20 protein-coding genes are annotated in these 20,706 nt (G+C 72.1%); 13 read left to right on the forward strand and 7 right to left on the reverse strand.

Annotated features, from left to right (window positions below; genetic code table 11):
• Positions 1-11 precede the first annotated feature (11 nt).
• The 4 genes from ACFYO8_RS18450 to ACFYO8_RS18465 form a co-directional block, all read right to left on the reverse strand.
• Positions 12-1,079: an NADH:flavin oxidoreductase/NADH oxidase gene (locus tag ACFYO8_RS18450; protein WP_354865704.1), complete on the reverse strand. Its 1,068-nt coding sequence runs from the start codon at positions 1,077-1,079 to the stop codon at positions 12-14.
• 66 nt (positions 1,080-1,145) lie between these two features.
• Positions 1,146-2,426 carry a dicarboxylate/amino acid:cation symporter gene (locus ACFYO8_RS18455; RefSeq protein WP_387257376.1) on the reverse strand — a complete coding sequence of 427 codons (1,281 nt, stop codon included), beginning with the start codon at positions 2,424-2,426 and terminating at the stop codon, positions 1,146-1,148.
• Between the two features lie 136 nt (positions 2,427-2,562).
• Positions 2,563-3,231, reverse strand: coding sequence for a DUF998 domain-containing protein (locus ACFYO8_RS18460; protein WP_354865702.1), 669 nt, complete (start codon positions 3,229-3,231; stop codon positions 2,563-2,565).
• Positions 3,224-4,189: a glutathione S-transferase C-terminal domain-containing protein gene (locus tag ACFYO8_RS18465; RefSeq protein ID WP_354865701.1), complete on the reverse strand. Its 966-nt coding sequence runs from the start codon at positions 4,187-4,189 to the stop codon at positions 3,224-3,226. The genes ACFYO8_RS18460 and ACFYO8_RS18465 overlap by 8 nt, the downstream gene beginning before the upstream one ends.
• Positions 4,190-4,287: 98 nt before the next feature.
• Between ACFYO8_RS18465 and pcaF the strand changes: the two genes are divergently transcribed.
• The 6 genes from pcaF to ACFYO8_RS18495 all read left to right on the forward strand — a co-directional run bounded on the left by pcaF (position 4,288) and on the right by ACFYO8_RS18495 (position 11,335).
• Complete coding sequence (gene pcaF, locus ACFYO8_RS18470; protein WP_354865699.1) at positions 4,288-5,493, forward strand: 3-oxoadipyl-CoA thiolase; 1,206 nt, start codon at positions 4,288-4,290, stop codon at positions 5,491-5,493.
• A 114-nt stretch (positions 5,494-5,607) separates the two neighbouring features.
• Positions 5,608-6,426, forward strand: a complete 819-nt coding sequence (locus ACFYO8_RS18475) for an SAM-dependent methyltransferase (RefSeq protein WP_354865697.1) — start codon at positions 5,608-5,610, stop codon at positions 6,424-6,426.
• A 4-nt stretch (positions 6,427-6,430) separates the two neighbouring features.
• Positions 6,431-8,581: an EAL domain-containing protein gene (locus tag ACFYO8_RS18480; RefSeq protein WP_354865695.1), complete on the forward strand. Its 2,151-nt coding sequence runs from the start codon at positions 6,431-6,433 to the stop codon at positions 8,579-8,581.
• A 9-nt stretch (positions 8,582-8,590) separates the two neighbouring features.
• Entirely contained in the window at positions 8,591-9,091 is a 501-nt protein-coding gene (locus ACFYO8_RS18485; RefSeq protein ID WP_387257354.1) for a DUF456 domain-containing protein, read from the forward strand.
• Positions 9,092-9,353: 262 nt separating this feature from the next.
• Positions 9,354-10,928, forward strand: a complete 1,575-nt coding sequence (locus ACFYO8_RS18490; RefSeq protein WP_354865691.1) for an amino acid permease — start codon at positions 9,354-9,356, stop codon at positions 10,926-10,928.
• Between the two features lie 29 nt (positions 10,929-10,957).
• Positions 10,958-11,335 carry a nuclear transport factor 2 family protein gene (locus ACFYO8_RS18495; protein ID WP_354865689.1) on the forward strand — a complete coding sequence of 126 codons (378 nt, stop codon included), beginning with the start codon at positions 10,958-10,960 and terminating at the stop codon, positions 11,333-11,335.
• Positions 11,336-11,374: 39 nt separating this feature from the next.
• Here ACFYO8_RS18495 and ACFYO8_RS18500 read toward each other — a convergent pair whose 3' ends face one another.
• Positions 11,375-11,569, reverse strand: a complete 195-nt coding sequence (locus ACFYO8_RS18500) for a DUF397 domain-containing protein (protein WP_184683131.1) — start codon at positions 11,567-11,569, stop codon at positions 11,375-11,377.
• Positions 11,560-12,360, reverse strand: a complete 801-nt coding sequence (locus ACFYO8_RS18505; protein ID WP_013474421.1) for a helix-turn-helix transcriptional regulator — start codon at positions 12,358-12,360, stop codon at positions 11,560-11,562. The genes ACFYO8_RS18500 and ACFYO8_RS18505 overlap by 10 nt, the downstream gene beginning before the upstream one ends.
• 555 nt (positions 12,361-12,915) lie before the next feature.
• On the opposite strand from ACFYO8_RS18505, the gene ACFYO8_RS18510 reads away from it, so the two are divergent.
• Positions 12,916-13,062 (forward strand): hypothetical protein, encoded by a 147-nt coding sequence (locus ACFYO8_RS18510; protein ID WP_260412869.1) that lies wholly within the window; start codon positions 12,916-12,918, stop codon positions 13,060-13,062.
• Positions 13,062-13,310 carry a flavin reductase gene (locus ACFYO8_RS18515; protein ID WP_184683135.1) on the forward strand — a complete coding sequence of 83 codons (249 nt, stop codon included), beginning with the start codon at positions 13,062-13,064 and terminating at the stop codon, positions 13,308-13,310. Before ACFYO8_RS18510 ends, ACFYO8_RS18515 begins: the two co-directional genes overlap by 1 nt.
• A 347-nt stretch (positions 13,311-13,657) precedes the next feature.
• Here ACFYO8_RS18515 and ACFYO8_RS18520 read toward each other — a convergent pair whose 3' ends face one another.
• Positions 13,658-14,848 (reverse strand): serine hydrolase domain-containing protein, encoded by a 1,191-nt coding sequence (locus ACFYO8_RS18520; RefSeq protein ID WP_354865682.1) that lies wholly within the window; start codon positions 14,846-14,848, stop codon positions 13,658-13,660.
• A 174-nt stretch (positions 14,849-15,022) separates the two neighbouring features.
• On the opposite strand from ACFYO8_RS18520, the gene ACFYO8_RS18525 reads away from it, so the two are divergent.
• The 5 genes from ACFYO8_RS18525 (at position 15,023) to ACFYO8_RS18545 (ending at position 20,549) form a co-directional block, all read left to right on the forward strand.
• The gene (locus ACFYO8_RS18525; protein WP_354865680.1) at positions 15,023-16,189 is read left to right on the forward strand and encodes a histidine kinase; all 1,167 of its coding nucleotides are present in this window, start codon (positions 15,023-15,025) and stop codon (positions 16,187-16,189) included.
• The gene (locus ACFYO8_RS18530) at positions 16,177-16,872 is read left to right on the forward strand and encodes a response regulator transcription factor (RefSeq protein WP_354865678.1); all 696 of its coding nucleotides are present in this window, start codon (positions 16,177-16,179) and stop codon (positions 16,870-16,872) included. Before ACFYO8_RS18525 ends, ACFYO8_RS18530 begins: the two co-directional genes overlap by 13 nt.
• A 46-nt stretch (positions 16,873-16,918) precedes the next feature.
• Positions 16,919-18,283: a glutamine synthetase family protein gene (locus ACFYO8_RS18535; protein WP_354865676.1), complete on the forward strand. Its 1,365-nt coding sequence runs from the start codon at positions 16,919-16,921 to the stop codon at positions 18,281-18,283.
• A 146-nt stretch (positions 18,284-18,429) separates the two neighbouring features.
• Positions 18,430-19,776 (forward strand): aldehyde dehydrogenase family protein, encoded by a 1,347-nt coding sequence (locus ACFYO8_RS18540; protein ID WP_387187516.1) that lies wholly within the window; start codon positions 18,430-18,432, stop codon positions 19,774-19,776.
• Between the two features lie 5 nt (positions 19,777-19,781).
• A complete protein-coding gene (locus ACFYO8_RS18545) occupies positions 19,782-20,549 on the forward strand; it encodes a 3-oxoacyl-ACP reductase (protein WP_121685892.1) in 768 nt (255 codons plus the stop codon).
• Positions 20,550-20,706: the final 157 nt, after the last annotated feature.

A 20,706-nucleotide genomic window follows, 5' to 3' on the forward strand; every position in this document is an offset into this window, starting at 1 on the left:
CCTCCGGGCGGTCAGAGCGCCCGGGTGTACGGGTTGGGCCAGGTGGGGGTGGCGCCGAGCTTGGCGGCGGCGCGGTGCGGCCAGTACGGGTCGCGCAGCAGTTCCCTGCCCAGCAGCACCAGGTCCGCCTCGCCGCCGGCCACGATCTGCTCGGCCTGCTCGGGCTCGACGATCAGGCCCACCGCGCCGGTCGGCACTCCGGCGTCGCGGCGGATCCGGGCCGCCAGCGGCACCTGGTAGCCGGGTCCGACCGGGATGGACGCCTGGACCGCCGCGCCTCCGGAGGAGGTGTCCACCAGGTCGACACCGGCGGCGGCCAGTTCCCCGGCGAGCACCACGCTGTCCTCGACGGTCCAGCCGTCGTCGGTCCAGTCGGTCGCGGAGATCCGGGTCAGCACCGGCACCGACTCGCCCACCGCGGCGCGTACCGCGCGGGCCACCTCCAGCGTGAGCCGCATCCGGGCGGCGCGGTCGCCGCCGTAGCCGTCGGTGCGCCGGTTGGTCAGCGGGGAGAGGAACTCGTGCAGCAGGTAGCCGTGGGCGGCGTGGATCTCCACGGCGGCGAACCCGGCGTCCAGCGCCCGCCCGGCGGCGGTGGCGAAGGCGTCCACCACCGCGGCGATGCCCGCCTCGTCCAGCGCGGTCGGCGTGCGGTACTCCGGCACGAACGGCTGGTCACCCGGCCCGACCGGGGTCCAGCCGCCCTCGGCGTCCGGCACGCCGCCGCGCGCCGACGCCCACGGCCGGTACGTGGACGCCTTGAACCCGGCGTGCGCGAGCTGCACGGCCGGGACCGCGCCGTGGCCGGCGACGAAGGCGGTGATCGGCCGCCACGCGTCGACGTGCGCGCCGGACCAGAGCCCGGTGTCCTGCGGGCTGATCCGGCCCTCGGGCACCACGGCTGTCGCCTCGGTGATCACCAGGCCGGCGCCGCCGACCGCGCGGGAACCCAGGTGGACGCGGTGCCAGTCGGTGGGCAGGCCGTCGGGCCCGGCGCTGTACTGGCACATGGGCGCCAGCGCGATCCGGTTGGGCAGGGTGACGCCGCGCAGGGCCAGCGGGGTGAACAGGGCGCTCATTCTCGGATCCTCCGGTCATGGCTTCGGGTGCGCCTCCGGTGGGAGACGCACCCGAAGGAGTGTGGATCAGGCGGGTACGGGGTCGAGCCGCTCGGTCTCGGCGGGCTCGATCAGGTCGCGCTTGCCGGCCGAGTCGTACGCGGCCCGGTCGAGCGTGCCCTCCCGGGCGGCCACGATGGTCGGCACCACCGCCTGCCCGGCCACGTTGGTGGCGGTGCGGATCATGTCCAGGATCGGGTCGATGGCCAGCAGCAGGCCCGCCCCGGCCAGCGGCAGGCCCAGCGTGCTCAGGGTCAGCGTCAGCATGACGATCGCGCCGGTCAGGCCGGCGGTGGCGGCCGAGCCGACCACCGAGACGAACGCGATCAGCAGGTAGTCGGTGACGCCGAGGTTCACACCGAACACCTGCGCCACGAAGATCGCGGCGAGCGCCGGGTAGATGGCGGCGCAGCCGTCCATCTTCGTGGTGGCGCCGAACGGCACCGCGAAGGAGGCGTACTCGCGGGGGACGCCGAGGCGCTCGACCGAGCGCTGGGTCACCGGCATGGTGCCCACCGAGGAGCGGGAGACGAAGGCCAGCTCGATGGCGGGCCAGGCGCCGGCGAAGAAGCGCAGCGGGTTGAGCTTGCCGGCCACCGCCAGCAGCACCGGGTAGACCACGAACAGCACCAGCGCGCAGCCGACGTAGACGGCTGTGGTGAACTTCGCGAGCGGGGCGAGCAGGTCCCAGCCGTACGAGGCGACGGCGTTGCCGATCAGGCCGAGCGTGCCGATCGGGGCGAGCCGGATGACCCACCAGAGCGCCTTCTGCACGATCGACAGCAGCGAGCGGTTGAGCGCCACGAACGGCTCGGCGGCGTCGCCGACCAGCAGCGCGGCGGCGCCCACCACCAGGGCGAGGAAGACGATCTGCAGGACGTTGCCCTCGACGAACGCGCCGACCGGGTTGGTCGGCACGATGCCGGTGAGGAAGTCGATCCAGGAGCCGGTGGTCTTCGGCGCGGTGGCGCCGGCCGGGTCCAGGTTCACGCCCCGGCCGGGGTCGGTGAGCAGGCCGAGACCGATGCCGATGCTCACCGCGATGAGCGCGGTGACGGCGAACCAGAGCAGCGTCTTGACGGCGAGCCGGGCGGCGTTGGCGACGCTGCGCAGGCTCACCACGCTGACCACGATGGCGGTGAAGACCAGCGGCGGCACGGCGAGCTTGAGCAACTGGACGAAGAGGCCGCCGACGGTGTCGAGCGTGCTGGTCAGCCAGGCGAGGTCGGCGGCGCGGGCGAGGAAACCGAGCGCCACGCCCAGCACGAGGCCGAGCAGGATCTGGACGGAGAAGGGAATTCTGCGCAGGGCGGAGGTCATGAGGACGGGTCCAGGGTCTGGAGAGGGAAGGCGGGCGTCAGGGCGTGGAGCTACGCCGGACAGACGCCGCTGGCCTGCCGTCGCAGATCGACGTACAGGCGCTCGGTGAGGCACCAGACATTGGTCATCGTCGCGACACGTTACTCCCGTCCTGGGTGGGAACGGAAGGACCGTCGCCGGTGAGGCTCCTTACAGCCAGGTAACCGGCGGTGACCAGTCCCCAGGCGGCGACCACGACCAGCAGCACCCGTTCCGACACCCCGAGCAGCGCGCTGCGCCCGACCAGGAGCAGTGCCGCCGCTACCACGGCGGCCACCGGCAGCGCCACCGCCGCGCCGACCGCGGCGATCCGCCGCAGCCCCACGTCCGCCGCCGGGGAGAACAGCAGCGCCAGCATGGCGAGCACCACCGCGGCGGTCGCCGCGATGCTCGCACCGCCATGCACCAGGTCGGCCACCGTGGTCGCCTCGAACGGCGGCAGCGGGCAGCCCTCGCTGCACGTGACGGCGCCGGAGAGCACCGTGGCGACCGCGCCGACGCCGAGCAGCCCGGCCGCCGCCCGCACCCCCGGCGGCAGCGCCCCGGCGAGCAGCAGCAGCGACGCGGCCACCGAGAAGATCCCGATCCGGTACGCCCCGGCGTACCCGCTGTCGGTGACACCGGCTTCACTGACGTACGCGGCGGGGCCGGGAACGGGGCCGACGACCACCGTGATCGTCACCGCTGTCACGCCGGCGGCCAGGCAGACGGCGGCGAACGCGGCGGCGATCCGGCGGCCGGTGTCCTCAGCCACGTCCGTGCGGGGTGGTCCAGCCGGACAGATCCGGACTCAGCGGCACGATCCGGGTCGGGTTGATCATGTCGTGGGTGGCGTAGTAGTGCCGCTTGATGTGGTCGAAGTCCACCGTCTCGCCGAAGCCCGGCGTCTGGAACAGGTCCCGCGCGTACGCCCACAGCACCGGCATCTCGGTGAGCTTGCGCTGGTTGCACTTGAAGTGGCCGTGGTATGCCACGTCGAAGCGCACCAGCGTGGTGAACAGGCGCACGTCCGCCTCGGTGATCGCGTCGCCCATCAGGTAGCGCCGACCGGACAGCCGCTCGCTCAGCGCGTCGAGGCGGGCGAACAGCGTGGTGAACGCCTCGTCGTACGCCTCCTGAGAGGTGGCGAAGCCGCACCGGTAGACGCCGTTGTTGACGTCCCGGTGGATCTCCGCCATCAGCGCGTCCATCTCCGGGCGCAACTCGACCGGGTACAGATCCGGCGCGTCCGGCGCGTGGAACCGCCGCCACTCGGTGGAGAAGTCCAGCGTGAGCTGCGGATAGTCGTTCGTGACCACTCGTCCGGTGAGCGTGTCCACGAGCGCCGGCACCGTCACCCGGCCGGTGTATTCCGGGTCGGTGGACAGGTACGCCTCGGACAGGAAGCCGATGCCGAGCACCGGATCGAAGCCGTCCGGGTCGAGCGCGAACCGCCAGCCCCGCTCGTCCCGGATCGGGTCGACGGTGCCCAGCGAGATCACCTCGTCCAGGCCGAGCAGGCCGCGCACGATCCGGGCCCGGTGCGCCCACGGGCAGGCCCGGCACCAGATCAGCCGGTAGCGGCCGGCTTCCAGCGGCCAGCGCCCCTGTTCGTCCGGCCCGCCGCCCTCCGGTGACGTGGAGTGCGGGGTGACCCGGCCGGTGAACCGGTTGGGCTGGCGGACGAACGCGCCGCCGCCGCTTGTCTCTGCGCTGAACTGGGCCCCGGACATGCGGCAAACCTATCCGCTCCGGTCACGGATATCCTGGCGCCGGGTACCCCCGCGACCCGCCGACCGACCCCTTCCCACCCCCGAAGGACGTACGCGCGATGTCAGTGGCCTATCTCGTTGCCGGAGTCCGCACCCCGATCGGCCGGTACGCCGGCGCCCTGGCCGGGGTCCGTCCGGACGACCTGGCCGCGCACGTCATCCGCGAGCTGGTGGCCCGCCACCCCTCGGTCGACTGGGCGCGTACCGACGACGTGATCCTGGGCTGCGCCAACCAGGCCGGCGAGGACAACCGCAACGTGGCCCGGATGGCCGCGCTGCTCGGCGGCCTGCCCGACGAGGTGCCGGGCAGCACCGTCAACCGGCTCTGCGGCTCCGGTCTGGACGCGCTCGCCTGCGCCGCCCGCGCGATCGTCGCCGGAGATGCCGACCTGGTGGTGGCCGGCGGCGTGGAGAGCATGAGCCGCGCGCCGTTCGTCATGCCGAAGGCGGCCACGCCGTTCGCCCGGACCGCCGAGGTGTACGACACCACCATCGGCTGGCGGCTGGTCAACCCGCTGATGCGCAAGGGCTGGGGCGTCGACTCGATGCCGGAGACGGCGGAGAACGTGGCGGCCGAGTTCGGCGTGGACCGGGCCGCGCAGGACGCCTTCGCGTACCGGTCGCAGCAGCGGGCCGCCAGGGCGCAGGCCGACGGCCGGCTGGCCGAGGAGATCGTCCCGGTGACGGTGCCGGCCGGCAAGCGCGAGACGAAGCTGGTCGAGGCCGACGAGCACCCGCGCGAGACGTCGCTTGCGAAGCTGGCCGCGCTGCCCACCCCGTTCCGCGAGGGCGGCACGGTGACCGCCGGCAACTCCTCCGGCGTCAACGACGGCGCCGCCGCGCTGCTCGTCGCCTCCGCGGCCGCCGTCGAACGCTACGGCCTCACCCCGCTGGCCCGGGTACGCGGCGCCGCGTCGGCCGGCGTACCGCCACGGATCATGGGCATCGGGCCCGTCCCGGCGACCCGGAAGCTGCTCGACCGCGCCGGCCTGTCGCTGGCCGACGTGGACGTGATCGAGCTGAACGAGGCGTTCGCCGCGCAGTCGGTGGCGGTGCTGCGCGAGCTGGGCCTGCCGGAGGACGCCGAGCACGTCAACCCGGGCGGCGGGGCGATCGCGCTCGGTCACCCGCTCGGCGCCAGCGGCGCCCGGCTGGCGTTGACCGCCGCGCTGGAGCTGCGCCGCCGGGGCGGCCGGCGGGCGCTGGCGACCATGTGCGTCGGCGTCGGACAGGGCATCTCGCTGCTGCTGGAGTCGGACGCCTGACAGCGGCGCAGCATCGCCTCCAGTGGATCTCCCGTACCTGGCCGTACCGGCCTAGAGTGGTCTGGACCACATGATCCGCCATCGACGGCGGACGACGACCTGGGGGACCGAGCGATGCAGACGCCGGAGAGCCTGCCCACCGAGATCGACCTGACCCGGCCGAGCGCCGCCCGGGTCTACGACTACTTCCTCGGTGGGGCGCACAACTTCGAGATCGACCGGCAGCTCGCCGAACAGATCGCGGCCATGACGCCGAACCTGGCCGCCACCATGCGCTCCGGGCGGGAGTTCCTGCGCCGGGCCGTACGGGTGCTGCTCGACGCCGGCATCGACCAGTTCCTCGACATCGGCTCCGGCATCCCCACCGTGGGCAACGTGCACGAGGTCGCCCAGGCCGCCGACCCGGACGCCCGCATCGTCTACGTGGACATCGACCCGGTCGCCGTGGCGCACAGCCACGAGCTGCTCGCCGGCAACGACCGGGCCACGGCGGTCCTGGCCGACCTGCGCGAGCCGAAGCTGATCCTGGAGCACGCCCGCGCCAGCGGCCTGATCGACTTCGACCGGCCGCTGGGCATCCTGCTCGCCGGCGTGGTGCACTTCGTGCCGGACGCCGACCGCCCGGCCGACATCCTGGCCACGCTGCGCGCCGCCGCCGCGCCCGGCAGCTACCTGGTCATCTCCCACTCCACGTTCGAGGATCAGCCGCAGGAGATGCTGGACGCGCAGCGGTTGTCGGCGCGTACCGCCACCGAGATCACGCTGCGCTCGCGGGCCGAGATCACCGGCTTCTTCGGCGACTGGACGATCCTCGAACCGGGCGTGGTGCACATGCCGCTGTGGCGGCCCGACGCGCCGTCGGACGTGGACGAGCACCCGGAGCGGTTCGGCGCCTTCGGCGGCGTGGCCCGGCACGACCGCGCCGACGGCTGAGCCCGTGCGCGCCCCGGACAGCGACGGGGGAGACGTCAGCCGGCCCGGCGCCGCCGCGTACGCCGCCGAGTGGGCTCGCGCGGTGCGCCGCATCGGGTTCGTGCCGCTGAGCGCAGCCGAGACCGAGCGCCTGCTGGTGCCGCTCACCGAGCGGCTCGGCGAGGCCCTGCTCGCCCCCACCTTCTCCGCCTGCCCGGCGGAGGAGGTGGGGCGTGCCCTGGTCGAGGCGCATCTCACCGAGCCCGGCGTGCTCGACTGGTCGGTGCAGGCGCTCGGTGACCGGTTCCTGCAGTGGGTGCTGCCGTCGCGGACGGAGTCGCCCGAGCTGCGCGAGCGGATCGCTCTGCTCCAGGGCGCGTTCGCCGCCGGATTCGCCCGCGCGCTGCGCGACCGGGTGTTCAGCCAGCAGGAGCGGATCGCCCGGTCCGCCTGGCAGGCCCGGGACACCGTCGAGCAGGCGCTGCGGGACAGCGAGGCCCGCTTCCGGGCGGTCTTCACGGGCGCCGTCATCGGCATCGGCATCGCCGGGGTCGACGGGCAGATCATCGAGGTCAACCAGTCCTTCGCGGACATGCTCGGCTACACCGTCGCGGAGATGCGGCGGATGAACGTGTCGGCGTTGGCCTATGCCGACGACGCGGCCGGGATGTGGGAGCTGTACCAGGAGCTGATCGAGGGCAAGCGGGACAGCGCCCGGGTGGAGAAGCGCTACTACCGCAAGGACGGCAGCGTGGTCTGGACCGACCTCGCGGTCTCGCTCGTCCGGCACGACGACGGCCGGCCCCGGTTCACGGTGGCGATGGTGGAGGACATCACCGAGCGGTACGAGTTGCAGCAGCGGCTGCGCTTCCAGGCGCTGCACGACCCGCTGACCGGCCTGCCCAACCGGACGCTGTTCTTCGAGGAGCTGGGCGCGGTCTTCGACGCCGCGGGCCCGGACCAGCGCGTCGGGCTCTGCTTCATCGACCTGGACGGCTTCAAGGCGGTGAACGACAGCCTCGGTCACGACCTGGGCGACCGGCTGCTCAAGGTGATCGCCCGCCGGCTCAGCGACTGCGTGGCCGGGCGTGGCCACCTGGTGGCCCGGATGGGCGGCGACGAGTTCGTCATCCTGGTCGACTCCGACGGCGGCATCGACGACGCGGTCGAGGTCGCCGAGCTGGCCCTGGCCGCCGTCTCGGCGCCGGTGCACGTCGGCGACCAGCAGCTCGCCGTGTCGGCCAGCATCGGCATCGTGGACTGCCCGACGGCCGAGACCAGCGCCGGTGAGCTGATGAAGGCCGCCGACACCACGCTCTACTGGGCCAAGGCGGAGGGCCGGGGGCGCTGGGCGGTGTACGACCCGGAGCGCAGCGCCGCCGACATCGCCCGCTCCGCGCTGGCCGCCAACCTGCCCGCCGCGCTGGACCGGGGCGAGTTCGTGCTGCACTACCAGCCGATCGTGTCGCTGCTGGATGGCACGATGGTGGCGGTCGAGGCGCTGGTGCGCTGGCAGCACCCGGAGCTGGGGCTGATCGGGCCGGACCGGTTCATCGGGCTGGCCGAGGAGACCGGGCTGATCGTCCGGCTCGGCGCCTGGGTGCTGCGCCAGGCGTGCCGCGACGCCGAGTCGTGGCGGCGCGCGTACCCGGACACCACACCGGTGGTCAGCGTCAACCTGGCCGCCCGGCAGGCCGACGACCCGACCATCGTGGAGACGGTTGCCGAGGCGTTGCAGCACACCGGCCTGCCCGCCGAGCTGTTGCAGCTGGAGCTGACCGAGAGCGCCGTCATGGGCAGCGCCGGTGAGCCGCTGCGCACGCTGCACCAGCTCGCCGGCCTCGGGCTGCGGCTGGCCATCGACGACTTCGGCACCGGCTACTCGAACCTGGCGTACCTGCGGCGGCTGCCGATCCACTGCGTGAAGCTGGCGGGCCCGTTCGTCGAGGGGATAAGGGGTGACGGCGGGGACGAGGTCGCCGACCACCGGGACGAGCGGATCGTGGACGCGCTGGTCCGGCTGGCGCACGCGCTGGAGCTGTCGGTGACGGCCGAGGCGGTGGAGACCGAGGTGCAGGCCGAACGGCTGCGGGCGCTGCGCTGCGACACCGGGCAGGGCCGGCTGTTCGGCGCCCCCATGCCCGCCGACGGCATCCGCGCCCGCCTGGGTGGGTAAGGGAGCACCGTGAGCCTCACCGATGCGCAGGCCGTGGTGTCCGTGGTCGCCGCGCTGGCGATCGTCGCCGGCCTGGCCGGGGTGGTGGTGCCGGGGCTGCCGGCGCTGCCGTTGTGCTGGGGCGGCGTGCTGGTGTGGACGCTGTTCGGCGACGCCGGGCCGGGCCGCTGGGTGGTGCTCGCCGGCGCCACCGTGATCGCCGCCGGCGGCACCGTGCTCAAGTACCTCTGGCCCGGCCGCAACCTGAAGCGGACCGGGGTGCCCGCCATGTCGTTGCTGGCCGGCGGGCTGCTGGGCGTGGTCGGGTTCTTCGTCATCCCGGTGGTCGGGCTGCCGATCGGCTTCGTCGGCGGGATCTTCGGCGCCGAGCGGCTGCGGCTCGGCGACACCCGCCTGGCCTGGCCGGCCACCGTGCAGGCGCTCAAGGCGGCCGGCCTGTCGATGGTCCTGGAGCTCACCGCCGGCCTGATGATCGCCGCGCTGTGGGGCGCGGGGTTGCTGTTCGTCTAGAGGTGCGGCGGCGCGGGGTGTCCGGAGGGTACGGCCGATCGCCGTACATCAGTGAGAGAGAGGTGGACACCGCGCGCCGCCGCGGACCGGACGTTGCCGAGCGCCCGGTGCCGGCCCGTCGGGTCGGGCCTGGTCACGCCCACAATGATGCCCGCGGTGGAATCCGGCCACAACGTAATTACGGGAGTACGTATTGACCGGCTTGATCGGCCGGGAGCACACTGCGAGCACTCGCACGAGCATCGCCTCGAGGAGGTGTGCAGTGGCCACGACGCCCGCGCCGACCGCCGAGCAGCCGATGGACGACGACGCCCGGCGACTCGCCGAACTCGGCTACAAACAGGAGCTGCGCCGCAAGTGGAGCGGCTTCTCCAACTTCGCGATCTCGTTCTCCATCATCTCGATCCTGGCCGGCTGCTTCACCACGTTCGGCCAGGCGTGGAACAACGGCGGCCCGGTGGCGATCTCCTGGGGCTGGCCGCTGATCTCGCTGTTCATCCTGATCATCGGGCTCTGCATGGCCGAGCTGGTGTCGGCGTACCCGACGGCGGGCGGGATCTACTGGTGGGCGGCGACCATGGGCCGGCCGGTGCACGGCTGGTTCACCGGCTGGCTCAACCTGATCGGGCTGGTCGCGGTGACCGCGTCTGTCGACTACGGCTGCGCCACGTTCCTCAACCTGACGCTGTCGGCGCTCTTCGACGGCTGGGCCGGCACCGGGCACCAGACGTTCGGGCTGTTCGTGGTGATCCTCGCGCTGCACGGGCTGATCAACATCTACGGGCACCGCGTCATCGACGTACTCCAGAACGTCTCGGTCTGGTGGCACGTGGCCGGCGCGGCCGTCGTGGTGCTGATCCTGGTCCTGGTCCCGGACGACCACCAGAGCTTCCGGTTCGTCTTCACCGAGCGGTTCAACAACTCCGGCTTCGGTGACGGCGACACCGGCGGGCTGGCGTTCTGGTTCTACGTGCTGCCGCTGGGCTTCCTGCTGACGCAGTACACGATCACCGGTTTCGACGCCTGCGCGCACGTCTCCGAGGAGACGCGCGGCGCCTCCAAGGCCGCCGCGCAAGGGCTGTGGCGGTCGATCTTCTACTCGGCGGTGGGCGGCTGGATCCTGCTGCTGGCGTTCCTGTTCGCGGCGACCGACGTGGACGCGATAAACGAGGCGGGCGGCTTCTCCGGGGCCATCTTCGAGACCGCGCTGACGCCGTTCTTCTTCAAGGCCGTCATCATCATCTCCACCATCGGGCAGTTCTTCTGCGGGATGAGCTGCGTGACGTCGATGTCGCGGATGGCGTACGCGTTCAGCCGCGACCGGGCGGTGCCGGGCTGGCGGCTCTGGTCGACCGTCGATCGCAACGGCACGCCGGTCAAGGCCATCATCGGGGCGACGCTGGCCGGGCTGGTGCTCACGCTGCCCGCGCTCTACCAGCGCGGCGGCATCCCGGTGGCGTTCTACGCGGTGGTGTCGGTGGCGGTGATCGGGCTGTACCTGTCCTTCATCATCCCGATCTTCCTCCGGCTGCGGATGGGCGACCGGTTCACCCCCGGCCCGTGGACGCTCGGCCGCCGCTACAAGCTGCTCGGCTGGATCGCGGTGGTCGAGATCGCCGTCATCTCGATCTACTTCGTGCTGCCGATCGTCCCGGCCGGCGTGCCCGGCAACCCCGACTTCAGCTGGACGGCTGTCAACTACGCGCCCATCGCGATCGGCGGCGTGCTGCTCGCCGTCGGCATCTGGTGGTACGCCTCTGCCCGCAAGTGGTTCACCGGCCCGCGCCGCACCGTCGAGCAGTCCGAACCGGAGCCGGAACCCGCCGAGCCGTCGTAGCTGTCGGTGGGTACTGCCATGATCCGGCGATGGAGACGGATGCGGTGGTACGCACGCTGTGGGAGCGCATGCAGGCCCGGGACTGGACCGGCGTCGGCGAGCTGCTGGCCGAGGACGTGGTGGTGGAGTGGCCGGTCAGCGCCGAGCGGATCGTGGGCCGGGACGACTACGTGAGGATCAACGCCGAGTACCCGGAGGGCTGGTCGATCCGGGTGCTGCGGGTGGTGGCGGCGGGCGACACGGTCGTGTCCGAGGTGGAGGTGCCGCACGAGGGGGTGGGTGTGTTCCGGGTCGCCTCGTTCTGGACCGTGCGCGACGGGAGGATCGCCGAGGGCCGGGAGTACTGGACCAGCCTCGGGGCGGACCCGTCCCCCCAGTGGCGAGCCGCCTGGGTCCAGCCGATGTGAGTATTGGGCCGTCCGGAGATCTCGGCGACGGCTTGTCGGTCAGGTCGCAGGCCCGATCTGCTTGGCCAGTGCGATGAAGGACCGCCACGAGGACGGGGTGAGGTGGAGGGTGGCGCCGTCGCGGTCCTTGCTGTCGCGTACCAGCACCACTTCCGTCAGGTTGTCAGCCACCTCGACGCAGTCGGTGTTGCCGCTCCGGGTCGCCTTTCGCCAGGTCGCGCCGCTCAAATCCATGACGTCTCCACCTCTTTCAGAAGTTCGAGAGACTGCCGGCGGGGCAAAGCTTCACTCCGGATCATCTCCCATCTCGACTGAAGCGTAGCCACGTCGGCGTCGCCGTCGATCACGCTCGTGGTGAGCTGGCATTCCATACTGGCGACCCAACCGCCCTCCGCGCCTCTCGCCAGAGTGAACGGACCGGACAAGCCGATGTGCAACCCGACCTGTAGTGGAAGCACGTGGATACTGATGTGCGGGCGCTCGGCACAGACGACCAGGTGCTCGATCTGCTGAGCCATCAGGCCGCGGAAGCTCTCTTCGCGGCGGTGCAGCATTCCCTCGTCGAGTACAGCGATGAGCTGGGGCGGAGATGGCTGCCGCAGGACTTCCTGGCGATCCATACGGGCTGCCACGCGGCTCTCCACGTCGGCATCGCTGAGTAGGTCGTCACAGCGAATCACCGCTCGGGCGTAGTTCTCCGTCTGAAGCAGGGCTGGAATGAGAGTCGGGTGGAAGCACCGAAGCTGTCGAGCGTTGCGTTCGGCATCGAGCCATGGTCGGAGCCAGGACGGCAAGCCCTCGCGTTCGGCCATCTTGAGCAGGGACACCAGCAGGCCGCCGGAGTTCAGCACCTCGTCGGCACGAGCCAAGAAGAGCCGGTCGTACGGACGGCTGCCGGTTTCGACGGCGGACACCATTGACGGCGAGTAGTGGACCAACCGGCCGAATTCCTCCTGATTGAGACCGGCAACGTTCCGTAGTCGGCGGAGCTGCGCACGGATCAACTCGGCGGTCGGTTCCTCCACAGTTCCTCCACAGTCCGTGCGTGAACTTCATTCGACATCTGCCGGCCGGCCCGGTGCTTCACTCGTGCGCCGTGACCAGGCTCGATGCCTTCCGACCGTAGCGGTGTCCTCACCAGACTGTCACGCATGCGGATCCGCTCGTCGCAGGCGAGCACGGGCGGATTCCAGCCCGGGGCCGCCCGGTCCCGACGATGCCGGGCGGCCCCCTCCATACAACGAGGAGGCCGATGTGCGTGTCCGATGGTTCCGGTGCCGTACCCGGGAGCTGTCCACCCTGCCGAAGCGCGACCCCGGCAGCAACCTGCCGGCGTGGATGCGCGAGCCGACCCGGGTGTTTCCCACGGTTCGCCCGGGCAGCCCCGGTCGTCTGACACGGGCGCAGGAGTGGCGGGCGAACGGGGGCCGTTGGTGACGGCTCTGGTCGGTGTCCTCAGCGCCATCGGGCACGTCGGGTACCAGCCGGACTGGGAATGCGAGCGCTGTCGGGAGCCGTGGCCGTGTCCCACCCTGCGTCGCATTCCGCGAGATCAGCTCGATCCGGCTGCGCTCATCCGGATGATGGCGTTCCTCGTACGCGGCGCGATCCGGGATCTGCGTGGCCGCGTCGAGGGGCCGGAACCGCCCGAGATCGTCAGGCGGTTCTTCTGGTTCCTTCCGCTCACCGACGACGAGGCGCGTGCGATCGCCCGTCGGCTGCGGTGATGGGCCGGCGCGTGGTTCCGCACCTGCCTATGCGCCCGCTCTGGCGGTGCCGCAACTGCGGGGCGGAGTGGCCCTGCCAGCCGGCCCGGCTGTCGCTGCTCGTCGAGTACCGGGAGAACCGCACCGCGCTGCTTCTCTATCTCGGCGGGCTGATGGCCGAAGCGCGGGAACACCTCGCCCGGCTGAATCCCGACCACGCGCCGGATCTGCACGGCCGCTTCCTGGCCTGGGCGCGGGTTCGTGGCTGACGCGGGGACGCTGTCCGCGTACCCCCGGGGTCAGATCGTGGGGCGGCGGTGGGTGAGCGGGAAGCGGAGGATGCGGTCGTCGCCGGCCGTCGGGGTGCCGCGGCCGTCGCGGTTGCTGGTCGCGGCCCAGAGCGCGCCGCCGGGCGCCACCCGCGGCGATGCTCGACATCTGCACGATGTGGCCGGCGCCCTGGGAGCGTAGGTGCGGCAGTACGGCGCGGCCGTCCTCGACGGCCTACGCCCATGCCGCTCCGGCGGCTGAGCTGGGCACTCGCCTGCCGCCGAAACGAGCCCGACCGGCGTGCTCGCCGGTCGGGCTCTCGTTCACAGCACGCGGCTTGGTCCGGTCACACCCGGCCGCACAGCGCGTTCTGGATCAGCGTGTCGGCGCCGCGTTGCTGCCCGAGGAGGTGGTCCAGCGAGTCGCCGAGCGAGGCGGACATGGACACGACGGCGCTGCGCCGGCCGTCGTCGCTGACGCCGGTGACGGTGATGTAGCCGCCGTCGCCGCCGTCGTGGCCCCAGTAGACGCCACCGCAGGGCAGCGGGCGGCTGACCAGGCCGAGCCCGTAGCGGCCGCCCGGCCAGATCGCGCCGATGTCCTCGTTGATCCCGACCGTACGTCTCATCTCGGCCAGTTGTGCGGGGCGCAACAGCCGGCCGCCCAGCAGTGCCCGGAAGAACCGGTCGAGGTCCCGGGTGCTGGAGACGATGGAGTCCGGGTCGACCAGAACCTGCTCGGTGACGTCCACCAGCTCACCGGTCTCGAACAGTTGATATGCCCGGGCGTGCGGCCGGGGCAGGGACGGCGAGGTCCCGGGCCAGGTGGTGTCGCGCAGGCCGAGCGGACTGACGATCCGGTCGGTGACCTCCTGTCGCAGCGACCGGCCGGTGGCCCGCTCGATGATCATGCCGGCCAGGACGAAGCCGGTGTTGGAGTAGTTCCAGCCCGCTCCGGGCGCGAAGTCCGGCCGGTGGTTCATCGCCCGCGCCACGAGTTGCTCGCGTGTGTAGACGTCGTACCGCTGCTGGAGGTATTCCTCGGGTGTGGTGTAGCCGGGCAGGTCGTCGTGGACGCCGCTGGTGTTCTGCAGGAGGTGGCGCACGGTGATCCGGTGGCCGTCGTTGCCGTTGCCGCGGACCACGCCGGGTAGCCACCGCTCGACGGTGTCGTCGAGGGACAGCCGGTGCTCCTCGACCAGTTGGAGGAGGACGACGGCTTCGAACGCCTTGCGGGTGCTGGCGATCCGGAAGCGTCCGGTCGGTGGCACCGGGCGTCCGGTGGCACGGTCGGCGACGCCGCTGGTGGCGACCAGGTGCCGGCCGAGGGGGGCGGTCACCCGGGCTTGGACGCCGGTCACCCCGAGGGCGTGGATCGCGTCGGTGTCCCGTTGCAGCCTGCTGTCCGGGTGGCCCGGACGGGTCGCCGATCCTTCCGCGGGGCCGAGCCCGGTGACCGTGACCCCGAGGGCGACAAGTCCGGCCGCCGCACCCAACGCGACTCGTCGTAGCGAGGGGTTTCTGCTGTTCGATCTCATGCCGTCGACGCTAGGAGCGGCGTTGACGCGGGCCGATACCTCGTACCACCGGATTTCAGGTACAGCTGCCTGTAGTGCCCCGGGCGGCAGTCGCCGGGCAGACTTGGCGTCGGGCCGGGACACCGCCCCCGGCGGTACGCGGAAAGGCATGCTGTGACGTCAGGACGACGGTGGGTGCAGGTGTGGCGTGCCGCCGTGTTCCTGCTGGCGGCACTGGCCACCGGAGTCGCGACGTTGCTCGCGCTGCCGCTGCTGTGCCATCCGAGGCTCGCCCGGAGGTGGGCGAACTGGCACCGGGGCCGAGCCGGCCGCCTGCTCGGGACGCCCTTGACGGCGCGTCCCGCCCTGCCCGCGCCGGGCCGCCGGGCCTGGGCCGATCCGGCCACGCTCCGCGACCTGCTCTGGCTGCCGGTGAACGCCCTCACCGGGACGGTGCTCGGCCTGCTCACGCTGCTGTGCGTAGGCAACCTCGTGCCTGCCGCGGTCGCCACACCACTGTGGTGGGCGTTCGCGCCGGAAGAACGGCCCCGGCTGTTCATCGACATCCCGGTGACCGGCTGGACGTCGGCTCTCACCCTCGGGCCCCTACAGATGCTCCTGCTCGCGGCGCTGGCGTACCTGGCACTGCCGCCGATCGCCCGCGCGCACGCCCGGATCTGTCTGGCGGTGCTGTCGCACTCCACGGCCGAACAGCTCGCCGACCGCGTCGCCGTGTTGACCCGTACCCGGGCGGACGTGCTCGACGCGCACGGCGCGGAGCTGCGCCGGATCGAGCGCGACCTGCACGACGGCACCCAGGCCCGGCTGGTGGCCATCGCCATGCGGCTGGCCGTGGCCCGACGGGTGCTGTACGACAACCCCCGGAACGAGCAGCTCCTGGAGGATCTTCTCCGGGACGCCCACGAAGGAACCGAGGAGGCGATGACCGAACTCCGTGAGGTGATCCGCACCGTCTACCCGCCGATCCTCGCCGACCGCGGCCTGACCGGTGCGTTGACCGCGGTGACGGCCCGCTGCGGCGTGCCGACCCGGCTGGACGTCGGCGACCTCGACACCGTACCGGCGGCCGTGGAGGCCGTCGTCTACTTCGCCGTCGCCGAGGCGCTCACCAACGTCACCAAGCACAGCCGGGCGACCGCGGCCGGCATCACGGTGATCCGCAGGGCCGACCGGTTGTCGGTGGCGATCACCGACAACGGCGTCGGCGGCGCCGACGACCGGGGCGGCACCGGCCTGGCTGGAATCCGTCGCCGGGTGCTCGCGCTCGACGGGGCCGTCGACGTCGACAGCCCGGCCGGCGGGCCGACGACGATCACCATGGAGCTGCCGTGCAGGTCGTGATCGCCGAAGACAACGTGCTGCTGGCCACCGGGCTGAAACTGCTGCTCAACAGCGTCGGATTCGACACCGCCGCCATCGCGGGCGACGCGGCGGGCTTCCTCACCGCCGTGCGGGACCACCGGCCGGACGTCGCCATAGTCGATGTCCGGTTGCCGCCGTCGTTCCGCGACGAGGGCATCCGGGCCGCCCTGACGGCCCGTCGACAGCATCCCGACCTGCCGGTCCTGGTGCTGTCGCAGTACGTCGAGCAGCAGTACGCCGCGGAACTCCTTGCCACCACCGGCGGCGGTGTCGGCTACCTCCTCAAGGATCGGGTCAGCCGGGTTGACGAGTTCGTCGACGCGCTGCGCCGGGTGGCCGCCGGTGGCACCGCCATGGACACCGAGGTCATCGCCCAACTCCTCGCCCGCCGCCGGGACCCCATCGCCGTCCTCACGCCCCGCGAACGCGAGGTGCTCGCGCTGATGGCCCAGGGACACGACAACACCACCATCGCCGACCGGCTCGTCATCACCGACAACGGCGTGCACAAGCACATCGGCAACATCTTCACCAAGCTGGGCCTCGCCGTGACCGACAGCGGCCACCGCCGCGTCCTGGCCGTTCTCACCTACCTCAACGGGGCGGGTGGGCTTCCGCCCTCGACCGATCGCGTTTGCGACGGTGGCCGCAGGGGGCATTGACGGTGATCCGGTTCTGCCAGTAGACCTTGGTGATGGAGGCGCGTCGATGAGGAAGACTCCGCTCACGCTGGAACAGTTGCGCGTCGCGGTCGGCGAGGGTGAGATCGACACGGTGGTGCTCGCCCTCACCGACATGCAGGGGCGACTGCAGGGCAAGCGGTTCCACGCGCCCTACTTCCTCGACCAGGTGGTCTCGCACGGCAGCGAGGGCTGCAACTACCTGCTCGCCGTGGACGTCGACATGAACACCGTCGACGGGTACGCGATGTCGAGCTGGGAACGCGGCTACGGCGACTTCGCCATGCGCCCGGACCTGGACACGCTGCGCCGGACACCCTGGCAGCCCGGGTCCGCGCTGTTGCTTGCCGACCTGGAGTGGCTGGACGGCTCCGGCCCGGTGGTGGCCTCGCCCCGGCAGATCCTGCGTAAACAGCTCGACCGGCTGGCCGCGCACGGGCTGACCGCGTACGCCGGCACCGAGCTGGAGTTCGTGCTCTACCGCGACTCGTACGAGGAGGCGTGGCGGCGCGGCTACCGCGACCTGACCCCGGCCAACCAGTACAACGTCGACTACTCGCTGCTCGGCACCGCCCGGGTCGAGCCGCTGCTGCGCCGCATCCGCACCGAGATGGCCGGCGCCGGGCTCACCCCGGAGAGCGCGAAGGGCGAGTGCAACCTCGGCCAGCACGAGATCGCGTTCCGGTACGACGAGGCGGTGCGCTGCGCCGACCACCACGTCATCTACAAGAACGGCGCGAAGGAGATCGCCGCCCAGGAGGGCATGGCGATCACGTTCATGGCCAAGCCGAACGAGCGGGAGGGCAACTCCTGCCACATCCACTTCTCGCTGCGCGACGCCTCGGGCTCGTCGGCGATGCTGGGGGACGGGCCGGCGCACCTGAGCGTCACCGGGCAGCGGGTGCTGGCCGGTCTGCTGGCCACCATGCGCGAGTTCAGCCTGTTCTTCGCGCCGAACATCAACTCCTACAAGCGCTACCAGCCCGGCTCGTTCGCGCCGACCGCGTTGCGCTGGGGCACCGACAACCGCACCTGCGCGCTGCGGCTGGTCGGGCACGGGCAGGGGATGCGGGTGGAGAACCGGGTGCCGGGAGCCGACGTGAACCCGTACCTGGCGATCGCCGCGCTGGTGGCCGGGGCGGTGCACGGCATCGAGAACGAGCTGGAGCTGGCCGACGAGTGCACCGGCAACGCGTACGACGACCCGGAAGCCGAGCGGGTGCCGACCACGCTGCGCGAGGCGCTGGACCTGTGGCAGCGCTCGGCCGTGGCCCGGGAGGCGTTCGGCGACGAGGTGGCCGACCACTACGCCAACCAGGCGAAGGTCGAGCTGACCGCCTTCGACGCCGCGGTGACGGACTGGGAGCTGACCCGTGGCTTCGAACGCCTCTGACGCCGCGCCGCTCCCTCTCCGGTGCGCCCCAGCCCTCGACCTCGGTCCCGGCGATCTTGTGCTTGCAGCCCTCGGCCGGGGTGCTGTGCGGCTTTTGCCGGGGCGCCAACTGCAAGATCGACGGGGGAGGGGGACGCGTGGGTGAGGTGATTTCGCCTGTCGACGGGGCCGGGATCGGGGAGGTCGCGGGGTGCTCCGTCGAGGACGTGGATGCGGCTGTCGCGCGGGCCTCCGCCGCCTTCGAGACGTGGCGTCGGGTGGCGCCGGGGGATCGGGGGCGGCTGCTGCGGCGGTTCGCGGCCGCCGTCGACGCGCACCTGGAGGAGCTGGCCCAGCTGGAGGTGCGCAACGCCGGGCACACCATCGGCAACGCGCGCTGGGAGGCGGGCAACGTCCGCGACGTGCTCGACTACTACGCGGGGGCGCCGGAGCGGCTGACCGGACACCAGATCCCGGTGCCGGGCGGGCTCGACGTCACGTTCCACGAACCGCTGGGCGTGGTCGGCGTGATCGTGCCGTGGAACTTCCCGATGCCGATCGCCGGCTGGGGGTTCGCCCCGGCGCTCGCCGCCGGCAACACGGTGGTGCTGAAGCCGGCCGAGCTGACCCCGCTCACCGCGCTGCGCCTGGCCGAGCTGGCCCGCGACGCCGGCCTGCCCGAGGGCGTGTTCACGGTGCTGCCCGGCCAGGGCAGCGTGGTGGGGGAGCGATTCGTCACCCATCCGGCGGTCCGCAAGATCTGCTTCACCGGCTCGACCGAGGTCGGCACCCGGATCATGGCCGGCTGCGCCGCCCAGGTGAAGCGGGTGACGCTGGAGCTGGGCGGCAAGTCGGCGAACATCGTCTTCGCCGACGCCGACCTGGAGAAGGCGGCGGCCACCGCGCCGTACGCGGTCTTCGACAACGCCGGCCAGGACTGCTGCGCCCGCTCCCGCATCCTGGTCCAGCGCCAGGCGTACGACAGGTTCCTGGAACTGCTCGAACCGGCCGTGCGTGCGTTCCGGGTCGAGGACCCGGCCCGGGAGACCGCCGAGATGGGCCCGCTGATCTCGGCCGCGCACCGGGACCGGGTCGCCGGGTACGTCGACGGGGCGGACGTGGCCTTCACCGGCTCGTGCCCCGACGGCCCCGGCTTCTGGCACGCCCCGACGGTGCTGCTCGCCGGCTCCCCGGCGGACCGGCACTGGCGGGAGGAGATCTTCGGCCCGGTCGTCTCGGTGCTGCCGTGCGACGACGAGGCGGACGCGATCCGGCTCGCCAACGACACCGAGTACGGGCTCTCCGGCTCGATCTGGACCCGGGACGTCGGGCGGGCGGTACGGGTGGCCCGCGCCGTCGAGTCCGGCAACCTCAGCGTCAACTCGCACTCCTCGGTGCGCTACTGGACCCCGTTCGGCGGGATGAAGCGCTCCGGCCTCGGCCGGGAGCTGGGTCCGGACGCGCTGCACGCCTTCACCGACGTCAAGAACGTGTTCATCGGCACCGAGGAGTGATCACAGTGCAGGGACGGCTTTCCGACCGGGTGGCGGTCGTGACCGGCGCCGGCAGCGGCATCGGGCTGGCCACCGTACGGCGCTTCGCCGCCGAAGGCGCCCGGGTGGTCTGCGTGGACATCGACGCCGACGCCGGCACCCGGGCGGCGCAGGAGGTGGGCGGGGAGTTCGTGGCCGCCGACGTGGCCGACGAGACGGCGGTCCGCGACCTGTTCGACGGGGTGGTGCAGCGGCACGGCCGGGTGGACGTGTCGTTCCACAACGCCGGCATCTCGCCGCCGGACGACGACTCCATCCTGGAGACCGGGCTGGACGCCTGGGAACGGGTGCTGCGGGTCAACACCACGAGCGTCTACCTGTGCTGCAAGTACGTCATTCCGCACATGCGCCGGCAGGGCAAGGGCTCGATCATCAACACCGCCTCGTTCGTGGCGCTGATGGGCGCGGCCACGTCGCAGATCGCGTACACGGCGAGCAAGGGCGGGGTGCTGGCGATGACCCGGGAGCTGGGTGTGCAGTTCGCCCGCGAGGGCATCCGGGTCAACGCGCTGTGCCCCGGGCCGGTGGCCACGCCGCTGCTGCTGGAGCTGTTCGCCAAGGACCCGGAGCGGGCCGCCCGGCGGCTGGTGCACGTGCCGATGGGCCGGTTCGGCGACCCGGCCGAGATCGCCGCCGCGGTGGCGTTCCTCGCCAGCGACGACGCGTCGTTCATGACCGCCGCGCAGTTCGTCGTCGACGGCGGCATCACCGGCGCCTACGTCACTCCCCTGTGAGTGCGAGGAGTGAGCCGGGGTTGCGAGCCCCGCAGTCGCGAACCAGGCCGGCACTGTGAGCGCGAGGAGTGAGCCGGGGTTGCGAGCCCCGCAGTCGCGAACCAGGCCGGCACTGTGAGCGCGAGGAGTGAGCCGGGGTTGCGAGCCCCGCAGTCGC

The organism is Micromonospora sp. NPDC005257 (assembly GCF_042872445.1).
Lineage (GTDB): Bacteria > Actinomycetota > Actinomycetes > Mycobacteriales > Micromonosporaceae > Micromonospora.

Bases quoted from the DNA above. Each gene is read 5' to 3' on its own strand.
- ACFYO8_RS18475 (WP_354865697.1), top strand. From the start codon at position 5,608: ATGCAGACGCCGGAGAGCCTGCCCACCGAGATCGACCTGACCCGGCCG.
- pcaF (WP_354865699.1), top strand. From the start codon at position 4,288: ATGTCAGTGGCCTATCTCGTTGCCGGAGTCCGCACCCCGATCGGCCGG.
- ACFYO8_RS18515 (WP_184683135.1), top strand. From the start codon at position 13,062: ATGGGCCGGCGCGTGGTTCCGCACCTGCCTATGCGCCCGCTCTGGCGG.
- ACFYO8_RS18495 (WP_354865689.1), top strand. From the start codon at position 10,958: ATGGAGACGGATGCGGTGGTACGCACGCTGTGGGAGCGCATGCAGGCC.
- ACFYO8_RS18465 (WP_354865701.1), bottom strand. From the start codon at position 4,189: ATGTCCGGGGCCCAGTTCAGCGCAGAGACAAGCGGCGGCGGCGCGTTC.
- ACFYO8_RS18450 (WP_354865704.1), bottom strand. From the start codon at position 1,079: ATGAGCGCCCTGTTCACCCCGCTGGCCCTGCGCGGCGTCACCCTGCCC.
- ACFYO8_RS18510 (WP_260412869.1), top strand. From the start codon at position 12,916: ATGATGGCGTTCCTCGTACGCGGCGCGATCCGGGATCTGCGTGGCCGC.
- ACFYO8_RS18500 (WP_184683131.1), bottom strand. From the start codon at position 11,569: ATGGATTTGAGCGGCGCGACCTGGCGAAAGGCGACCCGGAGCGGCAAC.
- ACFYO8_RS18535 (WP_354865676.1), top strand. From the start codon at position 16,919: ATGAGGAAGACTCCGCTCACGCTGGAACAGTTGCGCGTCGCGGTCGGC.
- ACFYO8_RS18520 (WP_354865682.1), bottom strand. From the start codon at position 14,848: ATGAGATCGAACAGCAGAAACCCCTCGCTACGACGAGTCGCGTTGGGT.